This window comes from Rhodococcus sovatensis (assembly GCF_037327425.1).
In the GTDB taxonomy this organism is placed as follows: Bacteria; Actinomycetota; Actinomycetes; order Mycobacteriales; family Mycobacteriaceae; genus Rhodococcoides; species Rhodococcoides sovatense.
Map to the genome: position 1 here is coordinate 2,626,031 of NZ_CP147846.1, position 17,390 is coordinate 2,643,420.

Genomic DNA, 17,390 nt, shown 5'->3' on the forward strand with positions numbered 1-17,390 from the left:
GCACACGCTACCGGTGCCGGTCCTTGTCTCCGGCCCACGGGTGCGCACTGCCCGCGTAGTAGTTGTCCTGGCCGGGAAATTCGACCCGTATTTCGCCGTCGACGTGGTAGAGATTCGGCTGTATCGGGGCGATGTCGGGGGATGTAGCAAGCACGTCGGCCACCGAGGAGAACTCCGTCAACCCGGACAACTGACTCCACGTCGGTGGCAGCAGAACCGTGCTGCCCGCACGCCAGTCGGTGAGCGCAGACTCGGGAGACCGCCACCCCACCGATGCAGCCTCCGTGGTTGCGCCGTCGGCGAACTGGCCCTCCGGTTGGACTGCGACGAAGAACCTGGTGTCGTAGCGACGTTTCTCGCCGACGGGTGTAATCCAGTTCGACCACGGACGCAGTAGATCCGCTCGAAGCACGAGTCCATTGCGGGTGAGGAACTCGCCGAACGTCTGCTCACGCCGCTCGAGTGCACCCCGATCGTCATCGTAGACCTCCGTATCGGTCACCACGGTATCGGCGGTGCGCCCGGCCAGCAGAATTCCGCACTCCTCGAACGTCTCCCGGGCGGCGGCGCACACGAGAGCTGCTGCCTTCCGCTCGTCGACTGCGAATTTGCTCGCCCACCAGGACGGCGGGGGGCCGGCCCAGGCAAGATCGGAATCCGCATCGGAGATGTCGACGCCACCCCCGGGGAACACGGTCATGCCGCCGGCGAATGCCATGCCACCGACCCGCTCCAGCAGAAAGACCTCGATGCCGTCGTCGCGGTTCTGCAGGAGGATGACGGTCGAGGCATCGCGGACTGGTGCTGCCTCGGTGGGCGGGAGCTCGGTGGAAGACACCTGCTCGAAACTACAACGCCGTGAAGTCGGACTCCTCAGCGGCGGTGCTGACCGGAGGCCCTGGTGCGTCGCGCGAAGAATCGCCCGTCGACACGGTCCAGGGTGATGGACTGACTGAACGCCTCGGTGAGGTTCTCCGCCGTGATGACGTCGTCGACGAAACCCTTGGCGACCACGCCGCCTTCCTTCAGTAGCAGCGCATGGCTGAAGCCGGGTGGGATTTCTTCCACATGGTGCGTGATCAGCACCGTTGCCGGCGCATCCGGATCGGCGGCGAGATCGGCCAGACGTGCGACGAGTTCCTCACGTCCACCGAGGTCGAGACCGGCGGCGGGTTCATCGAGGAGGAGCAGCTCGGGATCGGTCATGAGTGCACGCGCGATCAGTACGCGCTTTCGCTCACCTTCGGACAGAGTCCCGTACGTCCGCTGGGCCAGGTGCTCGGCGCCGAGGCTCTCCAACATCTCGACGGCACGCTCGGTGTCCATGTCGTCGTAGCGCTCACGCCAGCGACCGAGGACGCTGTACCCCGCCGAGACGACCAGATCGCTGACTATCTCGTCGGCAGGAATGCGATGAGCCAGGGCGGAGGACGACAGACCGATCCGAGGTTTCAGGTCGGCGATGTCGGCCTTGCCCATGACCTCGCCGAGCACATGCGCTGTGCCGGAGGTGGGATGAACTTCGGCCGCGGCGATGCGCATCAACGACGTCTTGCCCGCGCCGTTCGGCCCGAGAACGACCCATCGTTCGTCGAGTTCCACCTGCCAGGTCACCGGGCCGACGAGTGTTACTCCACCCCGCCTGATGAGAACGTCGTTGAAATCGATGAGCAGATCGGGATCCGGTTCAGACACGTTGTCCATCTTGTCGCACATCCGGCGCGCTTACACGGCAGGATCTCCATGCGTGTCGTCCAATTCTCATCACACTGCGCGTCAGACAGTCAGCCACCCTGCCCGCGCGGACTTCCCTGCCCCGGGATCAGCGTTCCCCCTCGGGGCGACCGCCACCAAAGGTGGTACGCAATTCGCAGTCCACTCCCCCGACGCCGAAGGTGTCGAGATCTGCCTCGTCGACGACGACGGCAGCGAGCGGCGCGTCGAACTGCGCAGTCGAACCTTCGGAATCTGGCACGGATTCGTCCCCGGCGTCGAGCCTGGAGAGCGGTACGGGATCCGAGCGCACGGCCCGTGGGATCCATCGAACGGACGTCGTTTCAACGCGCACAAGATTCTGCTGGATCCGGCCGCTCGGCAGATCACCGGGCGTCTCGGGACCGCCACCGCGCTCCTGCCCTACGACGACGAGCCATTCGGCCAGGCAAGCAAGGTCGACTCGCTCGGCCACATGCCGCTGTCCGTGGTCACCTCGGCGCCTACCGGTCGACTGCTCCACCGACCGGCAGTGCCGTGGGATCGAACCGTTCTGTACGAGCTGCACGTGGGCGCGTACACGGCCCGGCACCCCGGTGTGCCGATCAGCCATCGTGGCACCTATCTCGGCCTGACGGCACCAGCGGTGCTGGAACATCTCACTCGGCTGGGCGTGACGACCGTGGAACTCCTGCCGGTACAGGCGATGCTGACCGAATCGGACGTACGTGCTCGCGGGATGCGCAATCACTGGGGCTATTCGACCGGTGCCTACTTCGCGCCGGATCCTCGGTTCGCCTCGGTTCCGGGCAACGAGATCTCCGAATTCAAGGTGATGGTCGACGCACTGCATTCGGTCGGAATCGAAATCGTCCTCGACGTTGTCTACAACCACACGTGCGAGTCGTCCGTTGCCGGGCCGTCGATCAGTTGGCGCGGGCTCGACGCACCCGGGTACTACTTGCTCGACGGCCGCGGGTACGACGTCGACCTCACCGGCTGCGGAAACACGCTGGACTCGGCGTCACCTGCCGTCGTACGCATGGTGTGCGACAGCCTCCGATACTGGGCCGAGGAGATGGGCGTCGACGGATTCCGATTCGACCTCGCCAGCACCCTTGGCCGACCAGGTGGATGGCGATTCGATTCTCGCGCTCCGCTTCTCACTGCCATCACCACCGATCCGGTCCTGTCGAGTCGAAAGTTGATCGCCGAGCCGTGGGATGCCACCGGAGCCGGCTACGAGGTGGGTGGATTCGGCAGCATGTGGTCGGAATGGAACGACCGATACCGTGACACCGTACGTCGGTTCTGGTCCGGGCAATCCGGCGTCAGGGAACTCGCGTCGAGGCTTGCCGGCTCGGAGGACATCTACGGCGGTGGCGTCCGAAAGCCATGGGCATCGGTCAATTTCGTCACCGCACACGACGGTTTCACCGTCCACGATCTGGTGTCGTACTCGCACAAGCACAACGAGGCGAACGGCGAGGAGAACCGAGACGGCACCGACAACAATCTGTCCAGCAATCATGGGGTCGAGGGCCCGACCACCGATCCATCGATCCTCTCTGCGCGTGCTCGCCACGCACGTGCACTGCTTGCGACGCTCACCCTGTCGACCGGCACGCCGATGCTTCTCGGCGGAGACGAATTGGGACACACTCAATTCGGCAACAACAATGCCTACTGCGTTCCCACCGACGCCGCTGCCGCCGACTCGTGGGCGATCGAGTGGTCGGACATCGACACCGACCTGGTCGCGTTCGTCACACGGTTGCTGCGCATCCGACGCAGCGCGCCTTCACTCCGCCAACAGGAATTCTTCATCGGTCGCGACACCCTGACCGGCAGGCCGGATCTCGTGTGGTTCGATGCGTTCGGGCACGAGATGAGTACGGAATCCTGGAACGACGACTCCGTGCGAACGATGCAGGCATGGGTGGACGGTGGCGACGTCCGCTCCTACTTTCCTGACGGCGTGCCCGTGGACGACGCCAGTTCGTTGTTGATCGTGCACTCCGGTGGTCCGACGGAAGTCTCGTTGGCCTGCCCGAGCTGGGCGGCAACACGATTCGTTCCAGTCTTCGATTCCTCGTCGGCGGACGGAGTGCCCGCGGACTCCTCCCCCATCGAAGCAGGTTCGTCGATCGCACTGTCCGGTGCGACGGTGCTCGTTCTGCGCAGCGACGGTAAGTAGGTCATGAACAGCTGAACCAGCGGCCCGATTCCTAACGCGTACAACAGAGTTCCTACTCCGACATTGCCACCGAGCAGCCAACCTGTCGCGACCACAACCAATTCGATGCACGTGCGAACCAAGCGGATGGACAGACCGGTACGCGCGACGAGTCCCGTCATCAGGCCGTCGCGCGGCCCCGGGCCCATCTCTGCGCCGATGTACAACGCAGTCGCGAACGCGTTCATGACGATCCCGGTCGTCAGCAGCGCTACCCGCGCTGCCACGCCGTCGACCGCAGGGAGCAAACTCAGTGAGACGTCGACCGACACAGCGATGACCACCACGTTGCTCACGGTGCCCAAGCCTGGCTTCTGCCGCAGCGGGATCCACGCGAGCAGAACCACGAGTCCGGTCAATGCGGTGATCATCCCGAAGCTCAGTGGCAGGTGCCTGCTTACACCCTGATGGAACACGTCCCACGGGTCGAGGCCGAGGCTCGCGGTCACCATCAACGCCATCGAGAGACCGTAGAGCCAGAGCCCGACATAGAGCGCAAACAGACGGACAGTGAGTTCTCGGGCGCGGCGGTTCGATCGCATGCCGTCCAGTGTCATCGCTTACTGGCATCTTCAGAAACAGCCAGTTCGACGACAGTGGACCCTGATCAGAGTTCAGGGCGCCACATTGCGATGACGGTCATGGACCCCGGGGCTACCTCGGTGAAGCCCGCGTCCCGCACAGCAACTGCTCGTCCTTCGTCGACAAGAGCTTGGGCGCGTCGCCACTGATTCTCGTCGGCATCGCGAACCGAACAAGCAAAGTCGGAGTTCGACCAGTGCGCACACTGCCCGACGGTCATCGAACCGGCGAGCAACATCGACGCATGTCCCACCTGCGCGGCCGCCTTGCCGACAGTCATCTTCAGAGTCGGGTCGATCCACAACACAGGTCTGTCCGGAGGTGGAGGGCCTGGTTCGTCGTGCTCCAGATCAGTGCCGCCGATCTGGAGGCGCTTGATTCGTGGATCGAGATCACCGACTCTGCCTGGTACGAACGCGCGCGCCTGGGCTTCGCCGACCTCGACGGTCACACCCGGAACGTCTTGAGCGGCCACCCACTGGGCACCGCGGGCCCGGCGGGCAACTTTTCGAATGCGAGCACCCGTCCACGCCAGGAAGCACTCCTCCCACTCGCCGCCCGGTCCGACTCGTTCGTCGAGACACAGAGCCACCGCGGCCGACGCTGCGGCTTCGAGAAGACGGCTGCGCGACGGCGGGTCTGCTTTGGGGATGTGCAGGACCACTGGCATGGCGAGCACGTCCGCGGGATCCGGTGGATCCGCACGTCCGCCATAGCCACGCGCAAGAACCGAGTGGCGCTGCGCCAAGGTACTTAGGGGCCCTTCGTCCACCGGGACGTCCGTCACAGGATCGGGACGCGGCGGACACCACCGTCGACGGCATCGGCCGCCTCGATCTCACCGCGGGTGACTCCGAGCATGAACAGAACGGCATCGAGATAGGGATGCGAAATCGCCGTGTCCGCGATTTCCCGGAGCGCAGGCTTCGCATTGAATGCCACGCCGAGACCTGCGGCTGTCAACATGTCGATGTCGTTTGCACCATCGCCCACTGCGACCGTCTGTTCCATCGGTACGCCGGACTGGGCTGCGAACTCGCGCAGCGCCGTCGCTTTGGCGGCGCGATCGATGACCTCGCCGACTACCCGTCCGGTGAGCTTGCCGTCGACGATCTCAAGCGTGTTCGCCTTGACGAAGTCCAATTCGAGTTCGTGGGCAAGATTGTCGATGACTTGACGGAAGCCTCCGGAGACGACGCCACAGTGATAGCCGAGTCTCCGCAAAGTACGAATCGTGGTCCTCGCGCCAGCCGTCAGCTCGAGCTCCTCGCTCACCTCGTCGATGACCGACGCGTCGAGTCCCGCCAACGCCTGTACCCGCTGGTGCAGCGATTCGGTGAAGTCGATCTCCCCGCGCATCGCCGACTCGGTCACCTTGCGCACTTCCTCCTCGCGACCTGCCTTCGCGGCAAGCATCTCGATGACCTCCCCCTGGACAAGAGTGGAGTCCACGTCGAACACGATGAGACGCTTGGACCGACGAGAGATTCCCTCGCGCTCGACCGCCACGTCGACGCCGACGCCGGCTGCAATCTCGGAGAGACCGGTCCGGAGTTGGCGATCGGCATCCGGCGAGGTGTTGGTTGCGGTGACCAACAATTCGAGACCGGTGACCGGGTAGTCGGCGACACCGCGGATCGAATCGATGTTCGCGCCCTGCCTCGCGAGCTCGCGGGAGATTGTGCTGAACGCACGCGCGGTGACCGGACGTCCGAGCACGACCACCACGTGCGTTGCCAACACACGATTGCCGACCGGGTCGGCCCCGATCTCGACGTCGACGTGGACGCCGACGGTCGCCATCGCTTCCTCCAGTTCTTCCTGGAGTTCCTCGGGGTCGTTGGGACACGTCAGCAACACACCGAGGGTCAACCGACCACGTATGACGACTTGCTCGACGTCGAGAAGGCTCACCTGGTGGCGCGAAAGTGCCGCGAACAGGACTGAGGTGACACCCGGCTTGTCCGGGCCTGTCACCGTGACGAGTACAGCGGTGTCCGATGACGGCACCGATTCTCCCTTCCTGCACGACGGTTCCCGATTCGGGCCGTCGAAGTTGTGACTGGTTCGCTTCACGGACATTGTCGCAAGCGAAGAGCCCCGCCCGGGTACCGGGAGGGGCTCTTCGTGTTTGTCGATAGCTTACTTCGGATCCGGGTCGCCGGAGTGTTCGTGGTCGCTGGTGGACAGTGGTGCGCGGCGTGCCTGTTCGAGGACTTCGGTGGTCTGTCCTCCGTGACTGCCCGGTCCGACGTGGGCTTCGGCGCGGAGCCGTTCGACCATGTGCGGATAGTGCAGTTCGAACGCCGGCCGTTCGGACCGGATCCGTGGCAACTCCGTGAAATTGTGCCGCGGCGGCGGGCACGAGGTCGCCCACTCCAACGAGTTGCCGTAACCCCACGGATCATCGACAGTGACCACTTCCCCGTACCGGTAGGACTTGAACACATTCCACACGAACGGCAACGTCGAGGCACCGAGCACGAACGCACCGATCGTGGAAATGATGTTGAGCGTCGTGAACCCATCCGAAGCCAGATAATCCGCATACCGACGCGGCATACCTTCGTTCCCGAGCCAATGCTGCACCAAGAACGTGCCGTGGAACCCGAAGAACGTCAACCAGAAATGCCACTTACCGAGCGTCTCGTCCATCATCCGGCCCGTCATCTTCGGGAACCAGAAGTAGATACCGGCATACGTCGCGAACACCACCGTCCCGAACACCACATAATGGAAATGCGCGATCACGAAGTACGTATCGGTGACATGAAAATCGATCGGCGGGCTAGCGAGCAACACACCCGACAACCCACCGAAGAGGAACGTGATCAAAAACCCGATCGAGAACAACATCGGCGTCTCGAGCGTCACCTGACCACGCCACATCGTGCCGATCCAGTTGAAGATCTTCACCCCCGTCGGCACCGCGATCAAGAACGTCATGAACGAGAAGAACGGCAACAACACCGCACCAGTGGCATACATATGATGCGCCCACACCGCAATCGACAGCGCCGCGATCGCGATCGTCGCATAGATCAACGTGGTGTACCCGAACATCGGCTTACGCGAGAACACCGGGAAAATCTCCGACACGATCCCGAAGAACGGCAACGCGATGATGTACACCTCGGGATGACCGAAGAACCAGAACAAGTGCTGCCACAACAACACCCCACCAGTGGCCGGATCGAACAAATGCGCACCCAGATGACGATCGGCCGCCAACCCCAACAACGCCGCCGTCAACAACGGAAACGCCAACAAAATCAAAATCGACGTCACCAAAATGTTCCACGTGAAAATCGGCATCCGGAACATCGTCATACCCGGCGCCCGCAAACAAATCACCGTCGTGATCATGTTGACACCACCCAAAATGGTGCCCAAACCAGCCACAGCGAGGCCCATGATCCACAGATCAGCACCCACACCAGGCGAATGCAGAGCCGACGTGAGCGGGGTGTACGCCGTCCACCCGAAATCAGCAGCACCACCAGGAGTGATGAACCCAGCCGTGGTGATCAACGCACCGAACAGATACAACCAATACGAAAACGCATTCAACCGCGGAAACGCCACATCCGGAGCACCGATCTGCAACGGCAAAATGTAGTTCGCGAACCCGAACACGATCGGCGTCGCATACAACAGCAACATGATCGTGCCGTGCATCGTGAACAGCTGGTTGTACTGCTCATTGGACAGGAACTGCATCCCCGGCACAGCCAACTCGGCACGCATCAACAACGCCATCAAGCCACCGACGAGGAAAAACGCAATAGACGTCGCGATGTACATGATCCCCAACACCTTGGGATCAGTCGTCGTCACCGCCTTGTGAAGAAAAGAACCCTTCGGTCCCATCCGCGGCGGAAAAGGCCTCACCGCCGAAACAGCGGGAGTTGGCCTAGGCGCTAGGGCAGTCACTGATCCTCCTGAAGATGCGTACCACCCCTCTTGCAAGAGGTGGGACGTCCTGGTGTCTTGCGCTCCTCGAATCGTAGACCGTGCGGATGCTGAGCGCCGAACCGGTCCTACCGTGTGTCGTATTGGGGTGTCGCACCAGCATGAGGCACGTGCCGAGCGCCGACCGATGAGGTAGGGCTAACTTGTTTCACAGTCCGCTCCAGGCAATTCCACGCACGCAACCCGTAGTGGATAAGGTGTGACGGCATCCCACTCCCGTTAGGAACTTCACTGTTGACCGAACAGTCTTCTGTGCGCACCGCAGCCGTCACGCTGGCCGTCGGAGCGCTCGTCTTGGTTGCCGGGTGCTCGGGAGGCTCGACAGCCAGCGACAACGCGTCGACGATCGTCCGCAGCACGACCAACATCGCCGGTGCCGGCGTGGTGGGCAACGACCGCGAGACCGTCGGACTGTGCCCAGACATGGCACCGATGGATCCGACCGGCGTCGAGGGCTCGATCCGTCCGGTCGGCCACAGTGAAGGCATCACCGAGGTTCCGGCCGATCCGATGCGGGTGGTCGTACTGGATCCGGCGGCACTCGATGCGACATGCGCCCTTGGTGTGTGGGAGCGGGTCGTGGGCGCCTCCACGCTGAACCCCTTCTTCCGAGGCGACGGCGACCAGGAGCTGTACCTCGGCACCGGAATCGCGGAGATCCCCACCGTCGGGACGGTCGGTGCGCCCGACATCGATGCGATCGTCGGCCTCGAGCCCGACCTCATCATCGGCTCGGATTCCCTGGGGTCCGAGCTGTACGACTCCCTGACCGATATCGCCCCGACCGTGTTCACCTCCGCCGACGACGGCTGGAAAGGTGCGTTCCTGCAATCAGCCGCCGCCCTCGGCCGCGGAGGCACTGCCTTCGAGGAGTTGGCTCGCTTCAGCGCCGACGCCCAGCAGGTCGGCCGGGATGTCAACGCGAACCAGACTCAGGCATCCGTCGTTCGATTCCTTCCGGACTCGATCGTGTCCGACAGCCGCTCGTCCTTTGCAGGCGAAGTACTCGACGAGATCGGCGTGCAGCGCCCCCCGTCACAACGCGACGCTGCAACTGTGGTTCCCGCCGACGACCTCGCAGGCGCCGAAGGCGACATCGTCTACGTACGATTCGACGGAGACGACGGCGAAAGCTACGGCCGAAGTGTCATGACGAGCGACGCGTGGGAGGACCTGGGCTCGGCGAAGGACGGTCGCATCTTCGTCGTGAACGACACCGTGTGGTCCGGCAGCGGAGTCATGGCAGCGAGAGCAATCCTCGCGGACGTGACCAACTCGCTCAACGCCTACGTTTCCTGACATGCCGATCCCCGAATTCGTTCTGGCACTTCGCAGCAAGGTCGGCACGTCACCTCTGTGGCTCTCCGGGGTCAGCGCAGTGATCGTCGGTGACGACGGCCGGATACTCCTGACCCGTCGCCGCGACAACGGCAAGTGGGCCGTAGTGTCCGGGATCCTCGAACCCGGTGAGGAACCCGGGCCCGCGGCGTTGCGCGAGATCAGCGAAGAGACCGGCATCGAAGCCGAACTGGTGCGACTGACCAGCGTCGACGTCACCGACAAGATCACCTACCCGAACGGCGACGTCGCTCAATATCTGGACATCACGTTCCTGGCGCGGCACCTATCGGGCACCGCCGTCGTATCGGACGACGAGAATCTGGCGGTCGAATGGTTCGCCGTCGACGCTCTGCCCGACAACCTCGCCGACACCTCACGTCTGCGTATCGAGCACGCGCTCAGTGGCGTACCCGGGGCGTGGTTCCGCCGCTGATCGGGAGCCCGAGGCGGTTGCACTCCCCCATTTCGGTGACCGACTGTCTACTTCGGTCACCTGGCGGGACCGAATGTCTACTTCAGTCACTCTGAGTGCGCGAATGTCTGTTTCGGTCACCTGGCGGGACCGAATGTCTACTTCAGTCACTCTGAGTGCGCGAATGTCTGTTTCGGTCACCTGTGGGCCAGCGAACGACTCATTCGGTCACCCAGGCGAGCCGAAAATGTGATATCACTTTAGTATCACCATCGAGAGGGAGGTTCACATGTCCGCACCCGCAACCGTCGCCGAGAAGCCAACGGGTACCCCAACCATCACAATCGCCGAACGGCCCGGGTGGGATCTGCCCGGATGGTCGATGCTCGGCGCAGGCCTCGTGCTGTTCCTCGGAGGTATCGCCGCATTCGTGGTCGGCCTGATTTTCACCATTGTCGTCGCGATGGTCGTCGGCGTCGTGCTGTTCGTCGCGTCGCTTCCAGTCCTGGCCGGCCTGACGCTCGTGCAGCCGAATCAGGCTCGCGTGCTTCAACTTCTAGGGAGTTCGTACAGTGGCACCCTCCGCACACCCGGATTGCGGTGGACGAATCCGCTGACGTACCGCAAGGCGATCTCGACCCGGATCCGCAATCACGAGACCGCCCAGTCCACCGGCAGCTACCCCTACGATGCAGAGGATCGAATGTCGTTGCGCGAGAACGCCGACGAGATCACCGGGGCAATGTCCGAGGAGGTGCACGCCAGGGTTCGCGCCGCAGGTGTCGAGGTGATCGAGACCAGAATCAACCGTCTCGCGTACGCACCCGAGATCGCCCAGGCCATGCTGCGTCGTCAGCAGGCGGGCGCGGTCATTGCCGCTCGTCGACAGATCGTCGAGGGCGCCGTCGGCATGGTGGATATGGCCCTGGCGAAGCTGGAAGAGAAGCACGTCGTCGAACTCGACGAAGAACGCAAGGCCACGATGGTCTCGAACCTACTCGTCGTGCTGTGTAGCGACCGCGACACACAGCCCGTGGTGAATGCCGGATCGCTGTACCAGTGACCCATGGCTGCCGATCGTAAGAAACTTCTGCTTCGGCTGGACCCAGCGGTGCACGACGCCCTTGCCCGCTGGGCCGCCGACGATCTCCGCAGCACCAATGCGCAGATCGAATTCCTGCTTCGCCGCGCGTTGGCCGAGCACGGACGAATGCCGAAGAACGCGGACAACATGCGCAAACAGGGACGTCCGCCGAGCTCCTGAGTGCTCGGCAGGCGTCCCTGCCCGTGAATATCGAGGCGCTTCTAAAAGTCCCAGTCGTCGTCCTCGGTGTTGACTGCCTTGCCGATGACGTACGACGATCCCGAGCCCGAGAAGAAGTCGTGGTTCTCGTCGGCATTGGGTGAGAGCGCCGACAGGATTGCCGGGTTCACATCGGTCTCGTCCTTCGGGAACAGACCCTCGTAGCCGAGATTGTTGAGCGCCTTGTTGGCGTTGTAGCGAAGGAACTTCTTGACGTCCTCGGTCAAACCGATCTCGTCGTATAGATCCTGCGTGTACTCGACCTCGTTGTCGTACAACTCGAACAGCAACTCGAACGTGTAGTTCTTGAGCTCCTCACGCTCGGCCTCGCTGACCTTCTCTAGGCCCTTCTGGTACTTGTAGCCGATGTAGTACCCGTGGACGGCCTCGTCGCGGATGATCAGCCGAATGAGGTCGGCGGTGTTGGTCAGCTTGGCCCGCGAGGACCAGTACATCGGCAAATAGAAGCCGGAGTAGAACAGGAACGACTCGAGCAGAGTCGACGCCACCTTGCGCTTGAGTGGGTCGTCGCCCTTGTAGTAGTCGAGGACGATCTCTGCCTTGCGCTGCAGGTTGGCGTTCTCCTCCGACCAGCGGAACGCGTCGTCGATGTCACGCGTAGAGCTCAAAGTAGAGAAAATCGAGCTGTAACTCTTGGCGTGCACCGACTCCATGAACGCGATGTTCGTGTAGACAGCTTCCTCGTGCGGGGTGATCGCGTCGGGAATGAGGCTGACAGCGCCGACGGTTCCTTGGATGGTGTCGAGCAAGGTCAGACCGGTGAACACCCGCATGGTCAGCTGCTTCTCGACGGCAGTCAGGGTTGCCCAAGACGGGATGTCGTTGGAGACCGGCACCTTCTCGGGCAGCCAGAAGTTACTGGTGAGCCGCTCCCAGACCTCGGAGTCCTTGTCGTCCTGAACGCGGTTCCAGTTGATGGCCGAGACGCGATCGATCAGCTTGATCTTTGCCCCGTCCGCGGGCGAGTGCGGGGTGTTGTTTGTGACTGTCATATCTATCCCCATTTGAGTTTCAGTGCTCGTGTTACCACCAGTCGATCACAAGTGTGCCGAGCGAGCATCAGCTAGGGCCCGATTTCGCAAAAACTAGCGGAGCGGCCGATATTCCGCTCAGCCCAAGTTACACGAGTGCGATTCTCGTGAGTACATGACACGCCAAACCTGACTCCCAAAACCGTTGTCGCACAAAAAAAGTGGCGGCGGACAATGTCCACCGCCACTTCCCACGCACCCCCACAGTGACTCATGGAGCCCCAAACAGAGCGTGCGCTGTGATCCGTGAGTAAACGCAGATCACCTTCCCTTACCGCGCCGAATCGTCTCGGTCTGAGTAGTCCGCGGCGACTTCCTTGCAGCCGACGGCGGCAAGAACCGACCCGTGATCGAACTTCGAACGACCTTTGTGATCTTCTTTGTCATGACTTCACCTCCTTCGGGTTCTCGAAACCCCTCGGAGCCTCACGCACATGGCAAAGAGCACTCGTATAAGCTTGGTATCCCGACATCAACTGGGACCTCGCTTTGCGGGGTATGAAGAGCCGATCCGTTACAGCGGATCGGCTCTTCGCGTTCCCGGACGACTGTTCGCCAGGAAAATCTTGCTTACAGCATGCACGAAACGCAACCCTCCACCTCGGTGCCTTCGAGTGCCATCTGCCGCAACCGGATGTAGTAAAGCGTCTTGATGCCCTTGCGCCACGCGTAGATCTGCGCCTTGTTGATATCGCGCGTCGAGGCCGTGTCCTTGAAGAACAGCGTCAAAGAAAGGCCCTGGTCGACGTGTTGCGTCGCAGCGGCGTAGGTATCGATGATCTTTTCGTACCCGATCTCGTAGGCATCCTGGTAGTAGTCCAGGTTGTCGTTGTCGAGGTACGGCGCCGGGTAGTAGACGCGACCGATCTTGCCTTCCTTGCGGATCTCGATCTTCGACGCGACAGGGTGGATCGACGACGTCGAGTTGTTGATGTACGAGATCGAACCGGTCGGCGGAACGGCCTGCAGATTCTGGTTGTAGATGCCGTACTTCTGCACCGATTCCTTCAGCGCGACCCAGTCGGCCTGCGTGGGGATGTGCACATCGGCATCCTGGAACAACGAAGCAACGCGCGCAGTGGACGGTTCCCACACCTGGTCCGTGTACTTGTCGAAGAACTCACCCGACGCGTACTTGGACTCCGGGAACCCCTTGAAGTAGCTTGCCCGGTCCTTTGCGAGCAGGTTGGATGCCTGCAGCGCATGGAACAGGACGGTGTAGAAGTAGATGTTGGTGAAGTCGATTCCCTCGACGCTGCCGTAATGGATGCGCTCGCGAGCAAGGTAGCCATGCAGGTTCATCTGACCGAGGCCGATGGCATGAGAGTCGTTGTTGCCCTGCTCGATCGACGGCACCGAGTAGATGTGTGTCTGATCCGAGACTGCAGTCAACCCACGGATCGCGACGGCGATGGTCTTGCCGAAGTCGGGCGAATCCATCGTCTTGGCGATGTTGAGTGAACCCAGGTTGCAGGAGATGTCCTTGCCGACATGACTGTAGGAGAGGTCGTCGTTGAACTCCGACGGCGTCGAGACCTGAAGAATCTCCGAGCACAGATTCGAGTGAGTGATCTTGCCCTTCACCGGGTTTGCCCGGTTCACCGTGTCTTCGAACATGATGTACGGGTAGCCGGACTCGAACTGCAACTCGGCCAGAGTCTGGAAGAACTCACGTGCCTTGATCTTCGTCTTGCGAATCCGCTTGTCGTCGACCATCTCGTAGTACTTCTCCGAGACATTGATGTCGGCGAATGGCACGCCGTAGATCCGTTCGACGTCGTAGGGCGAGAAGAGATACATCTCTTCGTTCTTCTTGGCCAGTTCGAACGTGATGTCCGGGATGACGATTCCGAGAGAGAGCGTCTTGATACGGATCTTCTCATCGGCGTTCTCGCGCTTGGTGTCGAGGAACTTGTAGACGTCGGGGTGGTGAGCATGGAGGTAGACCGCGCCTGCTCCCTGACGAGCACCGAGCTGGTTGGCGTACGAGAACGAATCCTCGAGCAGCTTCATGATCGGAATGACACCCGAGGACTGGTTCTCGATCCGTTTGATCGGAGCTCCCGCTTCGCGAATGTTGCTGAGCAACAGCGCAACACCGCCACCGCGCTTGGACAGCTGCAGGGCAGAGTTGATGGAACGACCGATGGACTCCATGTTGTCCTCGATACGCAACAGGAAGCAGGATACGGGCTCGCCGCGCTGCTTCTTGCCGGAGTTGAGGAACGTCGGAGTGGCCGGCTGGAATCGACCGGCGATGATCTCGTCGACCAGATCAGTCGCGAGCGCCTCGTCCCCGGCTGCGAGCGTCAGCGCGACCATGCAGACACGATCCTCGAACCGCTCGAGGTATCGCTTGCCGTCGAACGTCTTGAGCGTGTACGAGGTGTAGTACTTGAACGCACCGAGAAACGTCGGGAAGCGGAACTTCTTTGAATAGGCGTGATTGATCAAGAACTTCACGAATTCACGCGAGTACTGGTCCAGAACCTCTGGCTCGTAGTAGTTCTCCTCTACGAGGTAATCGAGTTTCTCGTCCAGATCGTGGAAGAACACCGTGTTCTGGTTGACATGCTGAAGGAAGTACTGGTTGGCCGCCTCGCGGTCCTTCTCGAACTGAATCTCGCCGTTGGGGCCGTACAGATTCAGCATCGCGTTCAACGCGTGGTAGTCCAGGTCACCATCCGCTCGAACGGCATTGACAGGTGCTACCTCGGTGATGGTGGGTGCCACGGCGATCGCTCCAGTTCCTTGTTTCGCGCTTGAAAATCTAGTGTGTGTGCGCTGCTCGCCGGGATTCCCGTTCCCAGAAGTCCTCGAGTCCTTCGCGGACTCGGTCGACGTCTTCGGGGGTTCCCATGAGTTCGAATCTGTAGAGATACGGAACCGCGCACTTCTGTGAAATGACATCGCCCGCAAAGCAGAACGAATCACCGAAGTTGGTATTGCCTGCTGCGATGACTGCTCTGATCAGGGACCTGTTGTGCTTCTGGTTGAGGAATTTGATCACCTGCTTGGGGACGTAATTGGTGTCACGTCCAGCAAAGGTGGTTCCCCCGCCATAGGTCGGAACGATCAGCACGTATGGCCGATCGACCAGAAAGTTCTCTGGGTTGCGGAGTGGAATGCGGCTTGCCTTCAGGCCGAGCTTGACGACGAACCGATGTGTGTTCTCGGACGCACTCGAGAAGTAGACCAGCGAGTGCGTCTGCTGCGGAACGAGAGCGGAAGTCACACCTGCTCATCTCCGTCTACTGTTCCAGCCGCGCCATCTGTTCAAGCAACGTTGGCCGTGAGTGCCTTGATGCGATCCGGGCGGAAGCCCGACCAGTGATCCTCGCCGGCGACAACGACGGGTGCCTGCAGGTAGCCGAGTGCCATGACGTAATCCCGGGCTTCAGCATCCTGCGATATATCGATGATGTCGTACTCGATGCCCTCTTTGTCGAGAGCGCGGTAGGTTGCATTGCACTGAACGCAGGCGGGCTTGGTGTAAACGGTGATGCTCATGAGGGTTCCCTTCTCCCTGTCGGACGATCACGGTGTCCACCGAGATCCCGATGTGCGCTGCGTGATATCTGCTGGTGCACCAGAGCCGAGATCGAACCCGGATCAGGGGCAGTTTCGAGGCGATTTCGCGTCTTCGAGCCCGTTTTCAGAGCTTGTCGCGTTGTGACCTCTCGACTGCTCAGACACTACACCTTGTGTCCGACATATGCCTACAACACGAGATGTTGCGAACAACATCCTTGGTATTCGCTGGTCACAGTGCCGCCGACCGAGCGAATACGCACCTCGCGTCGGCGTGTCACGACGCCAGACCCCCTTATGTCGTGCGTCACAGCTCGACACCGCCCGACCGATGACATGCACCAAAGGCCCGGCAACGGTACGGAAACACAGATAGGCCCCCGGATCACATCGATCCGGGGGCCCAGTCCACGACACCGTCAGCGCTGACGCGCTTTGAATCGCGGCTCCTTCTTGTTGATCACGAACACCTTGCCGTGGCGGCGCACGACCTGCGCGCCCGGCTTGCCCTTCAACGACTTGAGTGAGTTTCGTACTTTCATGCACCCAGGCTACATGAAAACGATTCCCATTTCGATAATGATGGATCGAGCAGCAACGAAGGTCAGACGGTGGCCAGCTCGGCGGATGCCTTGACGAGCTCAGCGACGACCGCAGCAATTGCCGCGGAAACCTCGGCATTTTCGCGCGGGTGCGCCGAACCGAACTTGTCGACGGTGCCACCGATCGTGAGCGTGACGTCCTCGAGCACAGAGCCGCCCGCGACGCCGACCGCCTTGCGCGCGTCGTCGTGAGCCCATTTCGCTCCGTTGCCGCTGGGCGATGCGCTGATCACTGCGACAGGCTTGCTGCTCACAGCGCCCGCGCCGTAGGGGCGAGAGAGCCAGTCGATGGCATTCTTCAGAACAGCCGGGATCGTTCCGTTGTACTCGGGGGTGACGAGGAGAAATGCGGTCGCCTGCTCGGCTGCGGCACGCAGTTCGAGCGCAGCAGCGGGGACCTTACCGGGAATGTCGATGTCCTCGTTGTAGAACGGGACCTCGGCGAGACCGTTGTAGACCTCGGCCGTCGAGCCTTCTGGAGCGAGCGACACCGCGGTCTCGGCGATCTGCTTGTTGACCGAGTCGGCGCGGAGGCTTCCGACGAGAACCAGTACCTGTGCGTGCGTCATGACGATAATCCTTCGAGTTCGAGTGAGAGCCTGTGTTCGATCAATTCCTACCATCTAAGTGGACCGCGGTCCACTTG

At 61.7% G+C, this 17,390-nt stretch carries 16 protein-coding genes; 5 read left to right on the plus strand and 11 right to left on the minus strand.

Annotated elements, in window-relative coordinates; translation table 11 throughout:
* Window positions 1-7: 7 nt before the first annotated feature.
* The gene (locus WDS16_RS12270; protein WP_338892907.1) at window positions 8-838 is read right to left on the minus strand and encodes an NUDIX hydrolase; all 831 of its coding nucleotides are present in this window, start codon (window positions 836-838) and stop codon (window positions 8-10) included.
* Window positions 839-873: 35 nt separating this feature from the next.
* Window positions 874-1,704 carry an ABC transporter ATP-binding protein gene (locus tag WDS16_RS12275; RefSeq protein WP_338892908.1) on the minus strand — a complete coding sequence of 277 codons (831 nt, stop codon included), beginning with the start codon at window positions 1,702-1,704 and terminating at the stop codon, window positions 874-876.
* Window positions 1,705-1,747: 43 nt separating this feature from the next.
* Here WDS16_RS12275 and glgX point away from each other — a divergent pair, with 43 nt between their 5' ends.
* Window positions 1,748-3,910: a glycogen debranching protein GlgX gene (glgX, locus tag WDS16_RS12280; protein ID WP_338892909.1), complete on the plus strand. Its 2,163-nt coding sequence runs from the start codon at window positions 1,748-1,750 to the stop codon at window positions 3,908-3,910.
* A 646-nt stretch (window positions 3,911-4,556) separates the two neighbouring features.
* Here the strand turns inward: glgX and WDS16_RS12290 are convergent.
* The 3 genes from WDS16_RS12290 to ctaD all read right to left on the minus strand — a co-directional run bounded on the left by WDS16_RS12290 (window position 4,557) and on the right by ctaD (window position 8,464).
* Window positions 4,557-5,279, minus strand: a complete 723-nt coding sequence (locus WDS16_RS12290) for a peptidyl-tRNA hydrolase (protein ID WP_422395788.1) — start codon at window positions 5,277-5,279, stop codon at window positions 4,557-4,559.
* Window positions 5,280-5,314: 35 nt separating this feature from the next.
* Entirely contained in the window at window positions 5,315-6,541 is a 1,227-nt protein-coding gene (serB, locus tag WDS16_RS12295; RefSeq protein ID WP_338892911.1) for a phosphoserine phosphatase SerB, read from the minus strand.
* A gap of 132 nt (window positions 6,542-6,673) precedes the next feature.
* Complete coding sequence (gene ctaD, locus WDS16_RS12300) at window positions 6,674-8,464, minus strand: cytochrome c oxidase subunit I (RefSeq protein WP_338892912.1); 1,791 nt, start codon at window positions 8,462-8,464, stop codon at window positions 6,674-6,676.
* Between the two features lie 273 nt (window positions 8,465-8,737).
* Between ctaD and WDS16_RS12305 the strand changes: the two genes are divergently transcribed.
* The 4 genes from WDS16_RS12305 (at window position 8,738) to WDS16_RS12320 (ending at window position 11,520) form a co-directional block, all read left to right on the plus strand.
* Window positions 8,738-9,802, plus strand: coding sequence for an iron-siderophore ABC transporter substrate-binding protein (locus tag WDS16_RS12305; protein ID WP_338892913.1), 1,065 nt, complete (start codon window positions 8,738-8,740; stop codon window positions 9,800-9,802).
* Between the two features lies 1 nt (window position 9,803).
* Window positions 9,804-10,277 carry an NUDIX domain-containing protein gene (locus tag WDS16_RS12310; protein ID WP_338892914.1) on the plus strand — a complete coding sequence of 158 codons (474 nt, stop codon included), beginning with the start codon at window positions 9,804-9,806 and terminating at the stop codon, window positions 10,275-10,277.
* 268 nt (window positions 10,278-10,545) lie between these two features.
* The gene (locus WDS16_RS12315; RefSeq protein WP_338892915.1) at window positions 10,546-11,319 is read left to right on the plus strand and encodes an SPFH domain-containing protein; all 774 of its coding nucleotides are present in this window, start codon (window positions 10,546-10,548) and stop codon (window positions 11,317-11,319) included.
* A 3-nt stretch (window positions 11,320-11,322) separates the two neighbouring features.
* Window positions 11,323-11,520: a hypothetical protein gene (locus tag WDS16_RS12320; RefSeq protein WP_338892916.1), complete on the plus strand. Its 198-nt coding sequence runs from the start codon at window positions 11,323-11,325 to the stop codon at window positions 11,518-11,520.
* Between the two features lie 41 nt (window positions 11,521-11,561).
* Here the strand turns inward: WDS16_RS12320 and nrdF are convergent, their stop codons facing one another.
* From nrdF to WDS16_RS12350, 6 genes are all read right to left on the minus strand, one after another.
* Window positions 11,562-12,572 carry a class 1b ribonucleoside-diphosphate reductase subunit beta gene (gene nrdF, locus WDS16_RS12325; protein ID WP_338892917.1) on the minus strand — a complete coding sequence of 337 codons (1,011 nt, stop codon included), beginning with the start codon at window positions 12,570-12,572 and terminating at the stop codon, window positions 11,562-11,564.
* Window positions 12,573-13,181: 609 nt separating this feature from the next.
* Window positions 13,182-15,344, minus strand: a complete 2,163-nt coding sequence (gene nrdE, locus WDS16_RS12330; RefSeq protein ID WP_338892918.1) for a class 1b ribonucleoside-diphosphate reductase subunit alpha — start codon at window positions 15,342-15,344, stop codon at window positions 13,182-13,184.
* Between the two features lie 37 nt (window positions 15,345-15,381).
* Window positions 15,382-15,846 (minus strand): class Ib ribonucleoside-diphosphate reductase assembly flavoprotein NrdI, encoded by a 465-nt coding sequence (gene nrdI, locus WDS16_RS12335; RefSeq protein ID WP_338892919.1) that lies wholly within the window; start codon window positions 15,844-15,846, stop codon window positions 15,382-15,384.
* Window positions 15,847-15,887: 41 nt separating this feature from the next.
* Window positions 15,888-16,121 (minus strand): glutaredoxin-like protein NrdH, encoded by a 234-nt coding sequence (gene nrdH / locus WDS16_RS12340; protein WP_338892920.1) that lies wholly within the window; start codon window positions 16,119-16,121, stop codon window positions 15,888-15,890.
* A gap of 440 nt (window positions 16,122-16,561) precedes the next feature.
* Window positions 16,562-16,684, minus strand: coding sequence for a type B 50S ribosomal protein L36 (ykgO, locus tag WDS16_RS12345; protein ID WP_115968478.1), 123 nt, complete (start codon window positions 16,682-16,684; stop codon window positions 16,562-16,564).
* A gap of 62 nt (window positions 16,685-16,746) precedes the next feature.
* A complete protein-coding gene (locus WDS16_RS12350; RefSeq protein WP_338892921.1) occupies window positions 16,747-17,313 on the minus strand; it encodes an NAD(P)H-dependent oxidoreductase in 567 nt (188 codons plus the stop codon).
* Window positions 17,314-17,390: the final 77 nt, after the last annotated feature.